Source organism: Kitasatospora sp. NPDC001261 (assembly GCF_042896795.1).
Lineage (GTDB): Bacteria > Actinomycetota > Actinomycetes > Streptomycetales > Streptomycetaceae > Kitasatospora.
This window is the reverse complement of record NZ_JBIAXP010000018.1, coordinates 1-13,615: the sequence shown is the minus strand read 5'-3', so window position 1 is coordinate 13,615 and position 13,615 is coordinate 1. Positions and strand designations below refer to the sequence as shown.

Annotated in this window: 16 protein-coding genes; 9 read left to right on the top strand and 7 right to left on the bottom strand. The window is 72.2% G+C overall.

Translation table 11 applies throughout. The features are described from left to right. The 3 genes from ACFY4B_RS23885 to ACFY4B_RS23875 form a co-directional block, all read right to left on the bottom strand. On the bottom strand, positions 1-878 hold an 878-nt coding region (locus tag ACFY4B_RS23885), incomplete at its 3' end, for a hypothetical protein (protein ID WP_387970816.1). A 272-nt stretch (positions 879-1,150) separates the two neighbouring features. After that, a complete protein-coding gene (locus tag ACFY4B_RS23880; protein ID WP_079272051.1) occupies positions 1,151-2,263 on the bottom strand; it encodes a metallophosphoesterase in 1,113 nt (370 codons plus the stop codon). Between the two features lie 421 nt (positions 2,264-2,684). Then, positions 2,685-3,842 (bottom strand): LacI family DNA-binding transcriptional regulator, encoded by a 1,158-nt coding sequence (locus ACFY4B_RS23875; RefSeq protein ID WP_074001983.1) that lies wholly within the window; start codon positions 3,840-3,842, stop codon positions 2,685-2,687. Between the two features lie 342 nt (positions 3,843-4,184). Here ACFY4B_RS23875 and hisC point away from each other — a divergent pair, with 342 nt between their 5' ends. The 5 genes from hisC (at position 4,185) to ACFY4B_RS23850 (ending at position 9,723) form a co-directional block, all read left to right on the top strand. Beyond that, positions 4,185-5,264, top strand: a complete 1,080-nt coding sequence (hisC, locus tag ACFY4B_RS23870) for a histidinol-phosphate transaminase (RefSeq protein ID WP_049651240.1) — start codon at positions 4,185-4,187, stop codon at positions 5,262-5,264. A 323-nt stretch (positions 5,265-5,587) separates the two neighbouring features. Continuing rightward, complete coding sequence (locus tag ACFY4B_RS23865; RefSeq protein ID WP_387970813.1) at positions 5,588-6,970, top strand: efflux RND transporter periplasmic adaptor subunit; 1,383 nt, start codon at positions 5,588-5,590, stop codon at positions 6,968-6,970. Positions 6,971-6,979: 9 nt separating this feature from the next. Next, positions 6,980-7,834, top strand: coding sequence for an ABC transporter ATP-binding protein (locus ACFY4B_RS23860; RefSeq protein WP_380781644.1), 855 nt, complete (start codon positions 6,980-6,982; stop codon positions 7,832-7,834). Next, on the top strand, positions 7,831-9,042 hold the full coding sequence (locus tag ACFY4B_RS23855; RefSeq protein WP_387970811.1) for an ABC transporter permease: 1,212 nt from the start codon (positions 7,831-7,833) through the stop codon (positions 9,040-9,042). Before ACFY4B_RS23860 ends, ACFY4B_RS23855 begins: the two co-directional genes overlap by 4 nt. Positions 9,043-9,054: 12 nt before the next feature. Beyond that, the gene (locus ACFY4B_RS23850; protein ID WP_387970808.1) at positions 9,055-9,723 is read left to right on the top strand and encodes a DUF5666 domain-containing protein; all 669 of its coding nucleotides are present in this window, start codon (positions 9,055-9,057) and stop codon (positions 9,721-9,723) included. An 83-nt stretch (positions 9,724-9,806) separates the two neighbouring features. Here the strand turns inward: ACFY4B_RS23850 and ACFY4B_RS23845 are convergent, their stop codons facing one another. Together ACFY4B_RS23845 and ACFY4B_RS23840 are read right to left on the bottom strand one after the other, a co-directional pair. Next, positions 9,807-10,058 (bottom strand): hypothetical protein, encoded by a 252-nt coding sequence (locus ACFY4B_RS23845; protein ID WP_049651245.1) that lies wholly within the window; start codon positions 10,056-10,058, stop codon positions 9,807-9,809. Next, positions 10,055-10,408, bottom strand: coding sequence for an ATP-binding protein (locus ACFY4B_RS23840; RefSeq protein ID WP_375876520.1), 354 nt, complete (start codon positions 10,406-10,408; stop codon positions 10,055-10,057). The genes ACFY4B_RS23845 and ACFY4B_RS23840 overlap by 4 nt, the downstream gene beginning before the upstream one ends. Before the next feature lie 227 nt (positions 10,409-10,635). On the opposite strand from ACFY4B_RS23840, the gene ACFY4B_RS23835 reads away from it, so the two are divergent. Both ACFY4B_RS23835 and ACFY4B_RS23830 read left to right on the top strand, forming a co-directional pair. Further along, positions 10,636-11,502, top strand: coding sequence for a helix-turn-helix transcriptional regulator (locus ACFY4B_RS23835; protein WP_074001989.1), 867 nt, complete (start codon positions 10,636-10,638; stop codon positions 11,500-11,502). Continuing rightward, positions 11,495-11,698 carry a DUF397 domain-containing protein gene (locus tag ACFY4B_RS23830; protein WP_074001990.1) on the top strand — a complete coding sequence of 68 codons (204 nt, stop codon included), beginning with the start codon at positions 11,495-11,497 and terminating at the stop codon, positions 11,696-11,698. Before ACFY4B_RS23835 ends, ACFY4B_RS23830 begins: the two co-directional genes overlap by 8 nt. 171 nt (positions 11,699-11,869) lie before the next feature. On the opposite strand, the gene ACFY4B_RS23825 is transcribed toward ACFY4B_RS23830, so the two are convergent. Beyond that, the gene (locus ACFY4B_RS23825; RefSeq protein ID WP_387970805.1) at positions 11,870-12,256 is read right to left on the bottom strand and encodes a hypothetical protein; all 387 of its coding nucleotides are present in this window, start codon (positions 12,254-12,256) and stop codon (positions 11,870-11,872) included. A gap of 224 nt (positions 12,257-12,480) precedes the next feature. Here ACFY4B_RS23825 and ACFY4B_RS23820 point away from each other — a divergent pair, with 224 nt between their 5' ends. Next, positions 12,481-12,774 carry a hypothetical protein gene (locus tag ACFY4B_RS23820; RefSeq protein WP_387970802.1) on the top strand — a complete coding sequence of 98 codons (294 nt, stop codon included), beginning with the start codon at positions 12,481-12,483 and terminating at the stop codon, positions 12,772-12,774. A gap of 98 nt (positions 12,775-12,872) precedes the next feature. Then, positions 12,873-13,274 (top strand): hypothetical protein, encoded by a 402-nt coding sequence (locus tag ACFY4B_RS23815; protein ID WP_387970799.1) that lies wholly within the window; start codon positions 12,873-12,875, stop codon positions 13,272-13,274. Between the two features lie 78 nt (positions 13,275-13,352). Here the strand turns inward: ACFY4B_RS23815 and ACFY4B_RS23810 are convergent. Further along, on the bottom strand, positions 13,353-13,615 hold a 263-nt coding region (locus tag ACFY4B_RS23810), incomplete at its 5' end, for a transposase (protein ID WP_387970796.1).

The following is a 13,615-nucleotide window of genomic DNA, read 5'->3' as shown; positions in this document are numbered from 1 at the left end:
GTGAGTTCTTCGGCGTCGGGTCCGGTGAAGTCGGGTGGGGTGTACCCGGGTCCGGTGAAGTCGGGTGGGGTGAAGCCGGCGGGGCGGGGGACGCGGCCTTCGCGGTCGGTCAGTCCTTCGGCGCCGGGGCTGGTGAACGAGGGTGAGCTGTAGCCGGGGCCGGTGAAGTCCGGGCTGCTGAAGTCGGGGCCGGTGCCGTCGGGGCGGCTGACGCCGGGTCGGGCCGCCGGGGCCGGCACCGGCGGCAGCGCGTCGAGCAGGTACGGGAGGAGTCCGCGCTCGCGCAGCGCGGTGCGCCATTCGCCGTGGGCGTCGCCGAGTTCGGCGGCGAGCTCCGGGTCGGTGCCGACCGGGGCGGTGGCGGCGCCGTCGCGCAGGGCGGTGAGCAGCAGCCCGATGATGCCGATGGCCATCGCGGCGACCCCGGCGGCGAGCGCCACCCAGCCGGCCGTGACCAGGGAGCCGGCGAGGGCGAGGCCCGGCTCGGCGGCGCGCAGCAGGTAGCCGATCAGCAGCAGGAACAGGGCGGCGGCCCAGGCCAGGATCGGGGTGAGCACGGTGAGGACGGGGAACGGTCCGCCTCCGCCGCCGCCGGTGCGCAGCTGGGTGAGCAGCCCGGGGTTGGCGGGTTCGCCGCCGGGCGGTGGCGGGGGCGTGCTGTGCAGGGCCTCGCGCAGCCGGGTGTAGTGGGCGTACTCGGTGGCGGCCGCGGCGTTGACGCGGTCGGCGTCGCGCAGGGCGCGGAGGCGCAGTTCGGCGGTGGCGAGCGCGCCGGGTGCGCGCAGGGCGGTGAGGACGGTGCGGTCGCGCAGGGCTTCCGTGAGGAGGCGCTCGTACTCCGGGCGGTCCTCGGCGAGCAGGGGCGGGGGGTTGGTCATGGGGACCCCGTTCGTGCGGACCCCGTTCGCTCGGCCCCGGGGGCGCACGGCCCTCAGGACGCCGAAACGGGCGCGGAGGCGGGCCGCCGGACGGGCGGCCGGGTGTGGTGTGCCTCATGGTAGGGGCGGGCACGCCCGGGCTGACAGTCGGTTTCCGGAATTTCGCGCCCCCGGACGCGCGCGTGCGACGGTTCGGGCGCCGGGAACAACTGTTCTATGCCTGGCGTCAGTTGGCGTACGGTCGGGCGGTCGGGTGACAGGCGGCCGGGCGGTCAGCCGATGGGCAGCCGGGCGACCAGCAGCCGCCCCTCCATGGTGACGCCGCCGTCCATCGCCACCGCGAGGTCGTCCGCGTACACGTACGGCCCGGGGATGTGCGGCGGCTGGCCGTCGTCGTTGTGCACCGCGCCGGTGAGGTACGGGATCGGGCTGTGCCCGTGCACGATCCGGCTGCCGCCGTAGGTGTCCAGCAGCTCGTGGACGGCCAGCGGCCCGGCTTCGCCGCGGAAGGCGAACCGCTTGGTGAAGCGGCGGAAGCAGTCCCACCACTCGTCCACGCTGCCGTCGGCGAGCAGGCTGTGCACCGCGTCGTTGACGTCGGGGATGGACTCGCCGTACTCCAGGTACGCGGTGGTGTCGGAGTGCAGCAGCAGGTGGCCGTCCTCCACCGCCATGGCGGGGAGCCGGGAGAGCCAGCTGATGTGGTGCGCCTCCAGGCGGTCCAGGTCGTTCTGCTGGCCGCCGTTGAGCCGCCAGGCGGCGAGGAAGGAGGCGGTGCCGGCGGTGGACTGGACGGGCTCGTCGCCGTACTTGGCGGCGCCGAGGAAGAGCAGCTCGTGGTTGCCCATCAGGGCGCGGCAGTAGCCGCCGGCCGCGGCGGCCTCGGCGGCCAGCTGCATGACCAGGTCGATGACGCCGATGCCGTCGGGGCCGCGGTCGGTGAAGTCGCCGAGGAACCAGATCCGGGCGCGGCCGGCGGACCAGTGGCCGTCGGCGTCGATCAGGCCCTGGTGGCGCAGCTCGGCGCGCAGCTCCTCCAGGTAGCCGTGGACGTCGCCGACGACGTAGACCGGGCCGGGGGGCTCGCCGGGGCCGGGGGCCGGGTACGGGTAGGTCGGCGCGGCGGGGTCGGGCAGCGGCGGGCCGAGCTCGATGGTCGGCGGGTCGTCGCGGCCGGCGAGCTGGAGCGCCGGGGAGGGCTGGTCGGGCAGGGTGGGCTCGTAGCCGCCCTGGTCCTGGCCGTCGTACCCGCTCCGCTCCTGGCCGCCCTCGTACCCGTTCTGCTCCTGACCGTCGTACCCGCCCTGCTCCTGGCCCCCCTCGTACCCCGGTCCGTTCTCGTAGCCGCCCTGTCCCTGCTGCGCGAAGGCCGGGCTGTGGTCCATGCCGATCCCCTGGGCGTGCACGGTGTGACCCTGGCCGTCGGCGGGCCAGTGCTGCTCCAGGTAGCGGGCTCCGCCGTAGCCGCTGTAGGTCTCCCCGTCGTGGGTCTCCCCGTCGTACGGGGCCGCGGGGTAGCCGGTGGAGGGATCGGGTTCGTAATAGGTGCCGTACGGCAGCACGTCGAGGTCCGGCTGGTGGCGGGGGCCTGAGTGGGGGTGCTCAGGCCCGGGGAAGCGGTCCTCGGGTGTCATTCGCCCATCATAGGAAGACCACTCTCCCGGCGTCGTCACCTGGTGGGTATCCAATCCTCCGGAGCGTCAGCCGGGCGGCCCCACAAGGTCCGTTTTGTCCCGGCTCGGTACGGTCTCGTCAGCTCTGCCCGGGCGCGGCGGCCCGGTCCCGGGGCCGCCGCGGCGCGGTGGTCTAAACCTCGCCCGGCGACCGGGGCGGGCTGACGGTGGTGCGCGGACTCCGGCGCTGGGAGGACGCGCGGACGATCAGTTCGGTCGGCATCAGGGTGCCCGGCGGCGGCCCGGTGCCGGCGGTGCGGAACCGGGGCGGGAAGAGCCGGGCGATGTCGACGCCCGTCCCGGAGTCCACGCCCTCGATCGCGTCGATGAGCAGGTTGACCACGGTGGTGCCGATCTTGCGCGGCTTGAGCGAGAGCGTGGTGATCGGCGGTTCGGTGGTCGCGTAGACGTCGCTCTCGCTGCAGCAGACCAGCAGCAGGTCGTCCGGCACCCGCAGGCCGTACCGGCGGGCGGCGGCCAGCAGGTCGGTGCCGTTGGGGTCGAACAGCCCGTAGACGGCGTCCGGCCGGTCGGGCCGGGCGAGCAGCCGGTCGGCGGCGACGGCGCCGGCGGCCGGGTCGTGCGCCGGGTAGGTCTCGTACACCGGCTCCTGGCCGACCTTGGCGCACCAGCCGAGGTAGGCCTCGGTGGAGAGCCGGGTGTAGGTGTCGGTGCTGGTGCCGGTGAGCAGGCCGATGCGGCGGGCGCCGGCCTCGGAGAGGTGGTCGAGGATGCCGAGCACGGCGGCCTCGTGGTCGTTGTCGACCCAGGCGGTGACCGGGCAGTTGCCGGGTTTGCCGTCGCTGACCACCGGGACGCCGGACCGGTACAGCTCGCTCACCAGGGGGTCCTGGTCGGGCGGGTCGATGACCACGGTGCCGTCGAGGGCGATGTTGCCCCAGACGTCGTGGCGGGAGGAGGCGGGCAGCACCACCAGCGCGTAGCCGCGGCCGAGGGCGGCGCTGGTGGCGGCCCGGGCCATCTCGGCGAAGTACGCGAACTCGGTGAAGGTGAACGGCTCTTCACCGTAGGTCGTGACGGTCAGGCCGATCAGGCCGGACCGTCCGGTGCGCAGGGTGCGGGCGGCCGCGGAGGGGCGGTAGCCGAGGCGCTCGGCGACCTCGCGCACCCGGCTGCGGGTCTCGTCGGGCAGGCGGCCCTTCCCGTTCAGCGCATCGGAGACAGTGGTGATCGACACTCCGGCGGCTGCTGCCACATCCCGGATGCCGGCCCGCTCCAGACGCCGTGAGGTGGTGGGACGCCGACCGCTCTGGTTGGCTGCTGCTGTCATGGCGGACCGATCGTATGGCTCCTGACAAGGGTCTGTGACCGGCGCATCGGGAGCCCGCAAAGATACGTTTCTCCACGAGTGAGCCGGGGTGCGCCCCTTCGATACCCGCCTGAAACCAGGCCTCTTACCTCTGACATGTGCCAAAGGAACCGGGCAGAATGGCTGATCTGCGCCTGTAACCCGACCGGGCATCTCACTCCTACGGGTGAGGGCGGTCGGTATCGTGCAAGGCACCCGACCGGGGTGGTCCGGACGCGTCACGAGGTCCCGGGCACGGCGGCGACCCCGTCCGTGGCGGGCGAGCGCACCGGAGAGTTCCGCAACTGGAAACGGAGTACGACCGTGAGCAGTGGTACGTCAGCGCAGGGCCCGCGGCTGCGGCCGACCCTCGACGGCATCCCCACGTACAAGCCCGGCAAGCCGGCCGGCGCCGACGCCTACAAGCTGTCCTCGAACGAGAACCCCTACGAGCCGCTGCCCGGCGTGCTGGAGACGGCGGTCAAGGCGGCCGGCTCGTTCAACCGCTACCCCGACATGGGCGTCACCGAGCTGACCTCGGTGCTGGCCGAGCGCTTCGGGGTGCCCGCCGAGCACATCGCCACCGGCACCGGCTCGGTCGGCATCGCCCAGTCGCTGGTGCTCGTCACGGCCGGCCCGGGCGACGAGGTGATCTTCGCCTGGCGCTCCTTCGAGGCGTACCCGATCGTCGCCACCGTCGCCGGGGCCACCCCCGTCCCGGTGCCGCTCAAGGCGAACGGCGACCACGACCTGGACGCGATGCTCGCCGCGATCACCCCGAACACCCGGCTGGTCTTCGTCTGCAACCCCAACAACCCCACCGGCAACGTGATCCACCGCGCCGAGCTGGAGCGCTTCCTGGACGCCGTCCCGGCCGACGTCCTGGTCGTGGTCGACGAGGCCTACATCGAGTTCATCCGCGACCCCGAGGTGCCCAACGGCATCGACCTCTACCGGGACCGCCCGAACGTCTGCGTGCTGCGCACCTTCTCCAAGGCGTACGGCCTGGCGGGCCTGCGGGTCGGCTTCGCGATCGCGCACGAGCCGGTGGCGGCCGCGCTGCGCAAGGTCGCCACCCCGTTCGGCGTGAGCCGGCTCGCCCAGGACGCGGCCGTCGCCTCGCTGCGCGCCGAGGAGGCGCTGCTGGAGCGGGTGGAGGCGCTGGTCGAGGAGCGCACCCGGGTGGTGGCCGGGCTGCGCGCCCAGGGCTGGGAGATCCCGGACTCGCAGGCCAACTTCGTCTGGCTCTGGCTCGGCGACCGCTCGCAGGAGTTCGCCGCCGCGTGCGCCGAGGCCGGCGTGATCGTGCGGCCGTTCCCGGAGGGCGTGCGGGTGTCGATCGGCGAGGCCGAGGGCAACTCGATCTTCCTGGCGGTGGCGGAGGCCTTCCGCAAGTCGCTCTGACTCTTCCCTCGGGGCCCGCAGGGGCGCGTCGGTCCTCCGGCGCGCCTCTGCGGCGTTCCCGCGCGGGTGCCGCGTGGCGCCGCGCGCCTCCCCGGAGCTCCCGGCAGCTCCTCGCGCCTCCGTGAGAACGTCCTCAGAACGCCCTCCCGGATGGCTGGAGATCGCTGGGAGCCCGCTGGGAGTTGGCCCAACGGCCGCCCACGGGACGGCCAAGGCGCCCGCACGGGACGGGTGTTCTGTCCGCAATGCCCGGATCCGGCCGGTCAGGCTTCTCCCAGCCGCCGCCCAGCACGACGCAAGAGCCCGCCGGGAAGCTGTCCGCCATGAAGGTGCTCCCACGGCGGCGAGGCGCCGTCCTCGTCAACTCCGCGCTCGGCGTGGCTCTGCTGGGCGGCGCCGCCCTGGTGTACGCCACGGTCAGCGGCAGCTCGGGCCCGGCTTCCGCGAAGCCCGCGGCCCGTACCGCCACGGTGTCCAAGGGCACCGTCCTGGCCACCGTGTCCGGAACCGGCACCCTGGTCTCACCGACCGACGCCGCCCAGGACTTCACCACCGGTGGCAAGCTCACCGCGGTGAAGGTCGCGGTCGGGGACGCCGTGCAGAAGGGCCAGGTGCTCGCCACCGTCGACACCACGGCGGCCCAGCAGCAGGTGGACGCGGCCCAGGCCGCGCTCACCACGGCCCAGGCCAACCTCACCAAGGCCCAGGCCGGGGTCACCACCACGACCACCGAGCAGCTGCCGGGCGCCACCTCCGCCGCCACCCCCGGCGGCGGGGCCGGCAGCGGTGGACGCGGGGCGGGCGGGAGCAGTACGCCCGCCCCGCAGACCACCACCGTCACCACCACCAAGGTCGACGACGCGGCCGTGGCCCAGGCCCAGCAGCAGGTCGCCACCGCGCAGACCAACCTGGCCAACGCCCAGGCGGCGCTGGCCGGCACCACCCTGACCGCCTCGGTGGACGGCACGGTCGCCTTGGTCTCCGGCAAGGTCGGCGACACCGTCGGGGCCACCGGCTCCGGCGCCTCCGCCTCGTCCTCCTCCGGCAAGTCCACCGGGACCGGCACGGGTTCGGCGGCCGCCCCGAGCGGCTTCATCGTGCTCACCAACCCGACCGGGATGCAGGTCACCGCGAACTTCTCCGAGCTCGACTCGCTCAAGCTGAAGAAGGGCGAGGCGGCCACCGTCACCCTGAACGCGCAGTCCGACACCAAGCTCAACGCGACCGTCCTGTCGGTCAGTTCGCTGCCCACCGGCAGCGGCTCCGGCGGCGCGGCCGGCTCCGCCGCCGTCCAGTACGCGGCCACGCTGCAGATCACCGGCGACACCAGCACGCTGCGCACCGGCCTCAGCGCCACCGTCCAGGTGATCACCGGCGAGGCCGACAACGCGCTCTCGCTGCCCACCTCCGCGCTGTCCGGCACCGGCACCTCGCGCACCGCGACCCTGGTGCAGCCGGACGGCGCCTCCGAGCGGGTCACCGTCGGGGTCGGGGTCGAGGGCGACAGCACGGTGCAGGTGGTCTCCGGGCTGAAGGAGGGCGACAAGGTCGAACTCCCCACCACCAGCGGCGGGAACGGCTTCCCGAACGCCTCCTTCCCGGGCCTCGGCGGCAACCGGGGCGGGGCCGGCGGCGGGGTCTTCCCGGGCGGTTCCGGTGGCGGTGGCGGCGCCGGTGCCGGGGCCGGTCGCGGCGGCAAGGGCTGACTCGTGAGCATGCGTCACGTCATCGACAAGCGCGTCCCCGCGCACCCCGTCCCGGTGATCCGCATCCGCGGCCTCACCAAGGCGTACGGGCACGGCGACGCCACCGTGCACGCGCTGCGCGGCCCCTCCGACCCGGAGACCGGTGCGCCGCGGGGCGTCAGCCTGGACATCGAACAGGGCGACTTCGTCGCCGTGATGGGCAGCTCCGGCTCCGGCAAGTCCACCCTGATGAACATCCTCGGCTGCCTGGACGTCCCGACCGCCGGCCGCTACCTCCTCGACGGCACCGACGTCGGCCACCTGGACGAGCAGCAGCTCGCACTGGTGCGCAACCGCAAGATCGGCTTCGTCTTCCAGTCCTTCAACCTGGTGCCCCGCACCACCGCCCTCGCCCAGGTCGAGCTGCCGCTCGCCTACGCGGGCGTCCGGACCGCCGAGCGGCGCCGCCGGGCGATGGCCGCGCTGTCGCTGGTCGGGCTCGCCGAGCGGGCCGGCCACAAGCCCAACGAGCTCTCCGGCGGCCAGCAGCAGCGCGTCGCGGTGGCGCGGGCGCTGGTGACGGCGCCCGCGATGCTGCTCGCCGACGAGCCGACCGGCAACCTCGACAGCCGCTCGACGGAGGAGGTGCTGGCCCTGATCGACGGGCTCAACGCCACCGGCCGCACGGTCGTGCTGATCACCCACGAGGACGAGGTCGCCCGGCACGCCAAGCGGGTGCTGCGACTGGTCGACGGGCAGATCGTGAGCGATCTGCGGCAGGCGCCCGTGGAGGGGCCGCCGCCCTTCCTGGACGCGGCCTACGCGGAGCTCGCGGCGGGCCCGGCGGGCGCGGCCGGCGTGGCGGGCGCGGAGGTGCCGGCGTGATCCTCTGGCAGACGCTCCGCTTCGCGGTCGGCGGCCTGGCCGCCAACAAGGTGCGCTCGGCGCTCACCATGCTCGGCGTGCTGATCGGCGTGGCCTCGGTGATCCTGCTGCTGGCGGTCGGCAACGGCTCGTCGGTGGCGGTGAAGGACTCGATCACCTCGCTCGGCACCAACTCCCTGACGGTCAGCTCCGGTTCGGCCAACGGCGGCTCCCGGGCCACCTCCTCGGTGAAGAAGCTGACGGTCGCCGACGCCAAGGCGCTGGCGAGCGACACCGACGCGGGGGCGATCAGGTCGGTCGCCCCGGTGGTCACCACCAGCGGCACCGCGCTGTACGGGAACATCTCGTACAGCCCCGGCTCGATCGTCGGCACCTACCCGTCGTACTTCGAGACCGCCAACCAGAAGGTCGCGCACGGCGAGTACTTCACCGACGACGACGTGCTCAACTCGCGCAAGGTCGCGGTGCTCGGCGCGACGACGGCCAAGCAGCTGTTCGACACCGAGAACCCGGTCGGCAAGTCCGTGGTGCTGGGCGGCACGCCGTTCACCGTGGTCGGCGTGCTCCAGGCCAAGGGCGGCAGCGGCTTCACCGACCCGGACGACGTCGTCATCGCCCCGCTGCCGACGGTGCAGAACGCCTTCACCGGCTTCGGCTCCGTCAACCAGATCCTGGTCCAGGCCGCGAACGCGGACAGCACCACGGCCGCCCAGTCCGAGATCACCCGCGTCCTGCTCGGCACGCACGCGATCGCCGACCCCGCCAAGGCGGACTTCCGGATCACCAGCCAGGCCTCCCTGCTCACCGCGAGGGAGAGCACGACGAAGACCTTCACCGTGCTGCTCGGCGCGGTGGCCGCGATCTCGCTGCTGGTCGGCGGGATCGGGATCACCAACATCATGCTGGTGACGGTCACCGAGCGGACCAGGGAGATCGGCATCCGCAAGGCGCTCGGCGCCCCGCGGGCGGTGATCCTCGGGCAGTTCCTCACCGAGTCGACGCTGCTGTCGGTGATCGGCGCGGGGTTGGGCGTGGCCGCCGGAATCGCCGGCTCGCACTTCAGCATCGTCGGCATCACGCCGGTGGTGATCCCCGAATCGGTGCTCGGCGCCTTCGCCATCGCCGTCGCCATCGGGCTGTTCTTCGGCAGCTACCCCGCCAACCGGGCCGCCTCGCTGCGGCCGATCGACGCCCTCCGGCACGAGTAGGACTCCACTGTCATGAGCAAAGAGATCGCCACGGTCGAGGCCGCGACCCCGGCCGAGCAGGTCGCCCTCCTCGCCACCCCGCCGGACGCGCGGGACGTGAGCGCCGAACTGGCCGCGCCGCCGAGGCGGAAGCTGCCCTGGCTCAGCCTGGTGCTGGCGGGCGGCGTGATCGCCACCGGGGCGTTCGCGGGCGGGGTCTGGTACCAGCAGAACAACGGGCCGACGGGCGGCGGGAAGTCCTCCGCCCGGCCGGCGGCCGCCGCTGCGGGTGCGGCTGCTCAGGGAGGCGGCTACGGGCAGGGGCAGGGCGGCTCCCGCCGTGGGGGCCAGGGCACCGGGCAGGGCGCTGGGCAGGGCGGGCAGGGGCAGGGCGGGCAGGCCGGCTTCGCCCGGGGCACGGTCAAGGCCGTCGACGGCAACACCGTCTACCTGACCGACACCAACGGCAACACCATCAAGGTCACCACCGGCGACGCGACGAAGGTCCAGCTCAACAAGGAGGGCAAGGTCGGGGACCTGCAGCCCGGCCAGAGCGTGACGGTCGTCGGCACCCCCGACGCCAACGGTGGCTACACCGCCAGCCAGCTGGTCGAAGGCGCCGCCGGCGGATTCGGTGGTGGTGGTGGTGGCTTCGGCGGCGGTGCCGGTGGCGGCGCTCCCAGGAACCCGTCCGGCGGCTGACCCGGAGCCGACGGACGCCGCGAGGCCCTCGCCCCTTCGGTGGGCGAGGGCCTTCGCATGTGTTCAGCGCGGTTCGAGGAGGCTCACCGCTCCCACGCCGCCTCTCGGTCGAGGTCCCGCAGCAGGTGGAGGAGGTTGACGAGGGTGCTCACGGGCGCGTTGCCGAAGTCGACCAGGAGACGCCCGTCGAGGATCGTCTCGCCCGCCGAGGCCGAGCCCCAGAGCAGCCCGTACGGGAGGCCCCGACGGTGCAACTCCCCGAGCAGGCCGGTGATGTGCGGGGCGGCGAAGTTCCGCATCCGGGGGTCGTCGGGGGCGATCGGTTCGCGGGTCACGCGGCGGAGTCCAGCTCGTACCAGACCGTCTTGCCACGCTCCTGGGGGTCGACGCCCCAGCGGTGGGTGAGCCCGGCGACGAGCTGGAGGCCCCGGCCGGACTCGGCGAGCAGGGAGAGGGGCTTCTCGTGCGGGAGCAGGGCGCTCTCGTCCGCGACGCAGACCCGGAGGGTGTCGACGTCGAGGGAGAAGTAGACGACGGGCGAGGCGGTACCGGCGTGCCGCCACGCGTTGACGATGAGTTCGCCGAGGGCGAGTTCGGCGTTGAAGATGGTCTCGGTGTCCCAGGAGGCGCGGGTCAGGGCGCTTCGCAGGGCCTGCCGGGTGAGGGTGAGGGAGGGGGTGTTCAAGGTGCACACGGGAACCTCCGAGAGGTATGGGTGTGGAGGGGGAGAGCCGCGAGCCGGACCAGGGCGTGGCCGCTCTTCGGCCGGAGGGCAGCAGGCGCCTACTGCCCTGAACCAAGGCGTGTCTGACGATCCATCGGATCGTTCTGAGGGTGACGATAGCGTGAGGCGCCACAGATTTGTGGCGATCCACGCGAAGTTCCCCCGAACGGGGCTGGCAGACTGGACCCATGGCCCTTCGATCGAACCCGACGCTTCGCCAGTTGAGGTTGGGTGCCGAACTTCGCAGGATGCGGGAACAGGCCGGCCTCGGCGGCAGCCAGCTCGCCCGCGCACTGGGCATCAACCCCGCCCACGTGACGCAGATGGAGAGCGGCAAGACCGGCATCAGCGTCGAACGCCTGCGCACGATCGCGGCGTTGTGCATGTGCGTCAACGAGCCCCTGATCGACGCGCTCGCGGACATCATCACGGACCGCGACAAGGGAGGCTGGTGGGAGGAGTACCGGGGGAACCTTTCGCAGGACTTCCTCGAAGTTGCTGAGATCGAGGCTCACGCACGGGCGCTCTCGGTCTACACGATGGCCTTCATCCATGGGCTGCTTCAGACCAACACCTATGCCTCAGCCGTCTTCGCTCGCTCCTATCCGCCTCTGCCGGGGCACGAGGTCGACCTGAGAGCCTCCTTCCGCCTGCGGCGTCAGCACATCATCCGTTCCGAGGCGACTCCGTACACCGCATACATCCATGAAGCGGCGCTGCGGATGCAGTTCGGCGGGGCAAAGGTCCAAGCCGAGCAACTCGGCGCCCTTGTCGAGGCCTCAGAGCGGCCCAACATCTCCATCCGAGTCGTGCTGTTCGACGTCGACATGATCCCGCTGCCCAACGAGAACTTCACGTACGTCGAGGGTCCGGTTCAGGAACTCGACACGGTTCAGTCGGACTCGGGTGTCGGAAACCTTCTCTTCGATGCCCCGGCTCACACGGCCAGGTTTCGGTCGCTGCTCGCCCGGATCGGTTCGGCTGCTCTCTCGGGGGAGGAGTCCCGAGAGTTTATTCGCTCCATCAAGAAGGACATGGAAAGTAAATATGCGTAACTCCACCTGGCAGAAGTCCAGTTTCTCGGGCTCGAACGCAGACTGTGTTGAGGTGCGAGCCGATGCTGGTGTGATCGAACTCCGGGAGTCCGACGAGGGCGACGTCATCGTCCGCACCACCGCCCGCAACTTCGCCGCGTTCCTCCAGGGCACTCAAGCGGGCGAGTTCGACCACCTGGTGACCATCACCGCCTAGCGAACTGTCCGGCGGCCCCTTGCTCCTCCGCAAGGGGCCGCCGGCGTGCTTCAGAAGTGGTCGGGGCCCGACCCTGCCACCGCGAACTCCGCTCCGCCGTCGACCAGTTCGGCGTCCCGGACCGGATGACCCCCGATCCAGGCCGGGGTGCGGTCCGTCCCTCTCCCGTGCCTACGGCTGGATCACGAAATACACCACGAAGCCCGCGGTCACGCACAGGAAGAACTGCACCATGAAGCCCCAGGTGAGCGGCACTTCGTCCCTGTCGCCCGCCTCGTCGGCAGCCAGTTGCAGGCGCGCCATCCTCCCGAGGTGCCCGGCCGTTCCCAGCGTCAGCGACAGCATCGCCAGCGCGTACATCGACAGCGCGCCGGCCGAGGTCGTCCCGTTCATGTGGGAGCGCCCGACCAGGAAGAGCGCTCCGACCAGCGGTGCCAGGGCCACCATGATCCGGTACTGCCGGGTCACCTGCGGCGGTATCGCCATCGCCCAGAACAGCACCGTCGTCAGCGCGACGATCCACCACCAGGTGGCCACGCTCAGGCCCAGTGGAGTCATGCCCCCACCCCCCACATCACGGACGTTCGCTCACGTCCACTGACGATCACACTATTCAGACCAGCCCCCGCCCCGCGCCGCCCGGACCCCGCAAGATCCCGCCCGGTCCCCTGCCGGTTCCCGGCAAGAAGATAAGACCCGGCACAGGAAGTCGGCCGGCCCGACTTCCTGCGCACCGCCTCCGCCCTGGCGGCCCCTCCTGCCGGTGCCGCTACGGTTCCGGCATGGGAAAGCGGGAGCCGTACTGGCGCAGACTTGGCACTCCGGCGACGCTCGTCCTGTACCGGACCCCGAACCGGTGGCGGTACGCCGTCTACCTCACCGGACCGGGCGGCATCGCCGACGGGGGACTCGACGAACCCGCGCCCTCCTGCGAGCCCGTGATCGCGCAGACGGCCATGCACCGCAAGGCCGAGGAGCTCACCCACCGCACACTCGAGGTCACCTGGCAGGAGGCCGACCAAGACGGCTGCTGGACCGGAGTCATCACCAACCCGGGTCCACTGCCCGCTTCATGAGTGGGGCTGGACCCACCCCCTTGTGGGGCTGGACCCATACTCGGCCGCGCGTCCGCTCCGTAGCGTCGTTCCCACAACGACACGGAGGGGAAAGAACCATGGCGCCCACGGCCCACCAGTCCACCTTCACCACGGTGAAGAAGTGCATCACGCTCTTCGGCCTAGCCGGCGCCATCGTCCTCGGCACGGTCGCCGTGATGGCGTCCATCGGCCACCCGACGACCCCGTTCATGTGGATCCGCGGCGTCATCTTCCTCGCCGTCGCCCCGTACCTCCACCGGCTGGCCACCCGCGCCGCCGCCGGCTCCGCCAAGGCCTTCGACCGCGTCCGCACCCTCTCCACCGTGATGCCGATCGCCATCATCGCCGTGGACCTCATCCCCGGCCTCTGCCCGCCCTGGTACGCCGTCCTCCAGGGCCTCTCCGCCCTCGCCCTCCTCGCCGTCGCCGTCCTCACCCGCACCCCCGCCCTGCGCGCCGCCTTCCCCAACGCCGAATGAACCCCAACCCCCACCCCGACTCGGCGCAGGAAGTCGGCCGTTCGACTCTGCTGGCGAAGTATTCGATCTAGGTCAGGCTCAGGCCGTCGTTGCGATGCCGTGTTGGGTGCAGAGTGTGTGGATGCGGGTGGGGCGGCGGCTTGGTCTGGTGGTGGTGTCGAAGTGGGCGCCGAGTCGGCGGATGTTGACGGCCATGCCGATGAGGACGTTCTGGAGGTGGGTTTTGGCGAGGCCCCGGTAGCGGGATCGTCGCAGGCCGGGGCCTCGGACCGCTTGTGAGACGGTGCCCTCGATGCCGGCGCGGGCCCGGTAGGCCTCGCGCCATCGGGGGGTGTCCTGTT

Bases quoted from the DNA above. Each gene is read 5' to 3' on its own strand.
- ACFY4B_RS23815 (WP_387970799.1), top strand. From the start codon at position 12,873: ATGGCGCCCACGGCCCACCAGTCCACCTTCACCACGGTGAAGAAGTGC.
- ACFY4B_RS23880 (WP_079272051.1), bottom strand. From the start codon at position 2,263: ATGGACCACAGCCCGGCCTTCGCGCAGCAGGGACAGGGCGGCTACGAG.
- ACFY4B_RS23835 (WP_074001989.1), top strand. From the start codon at position 10,636: ATGGCCCTTCGATCGAACCCGACGCTTCGCCAGTTGAGGTTGGGTGCC.
- ACFY4B_RS23820 (WP_387970802.1), top strand. From the start codon at position 12,481: ATGGGAAAGCGGGAGCCGTACTGGCGCAGACTTGGCACTCCGGCGACG.
- ACFY4B_RS23860 (WP_380781644.1), top strand. From the start codon at position 6,980: ATGCGTCACGTCATCGACAAGCGCGTCCCCGCGCACCCCGTCCCGGTG.
- ACFY4B_RS23875 (WP_074001983.1), bottom strand. From the start codon at position 3,842: ATGACAGCAGCAGCCAACCAGAGCGGTCGGCGTCCCACCACCTCACGG.
- ACFY4B_RS23865 (WP_387970813.1), top strand. From the start codon at position 5,588: ATGAAGGTGCTCCCACGGCGGCGAGGCGCCGTCCTCGTCAACTCCGCG.
- ACFY4B_RS23850 (WP_387970808.1), top strand. From the start codon at position 9,055: ATGAGCAAAGAGATCGCCACGGTCGAGGCCGCGACCCCGGCCGAGCAG.
- ACFY4B_RS23825 (WP_387970805.1), bottom strand. From the start codon at position 12,256: ATGACTCCACTGGGCCTGAGCGTGGCCACCTGGTGGTGGATCGTCGCG.
- ACFY4B_RS23830 (WP_074001990.1), top strand. From the start codon at position 11,495: ATGCGTAACTCCACCTGGCAGAAGTCCAGTTTCTCGGGCTCGAACGCA.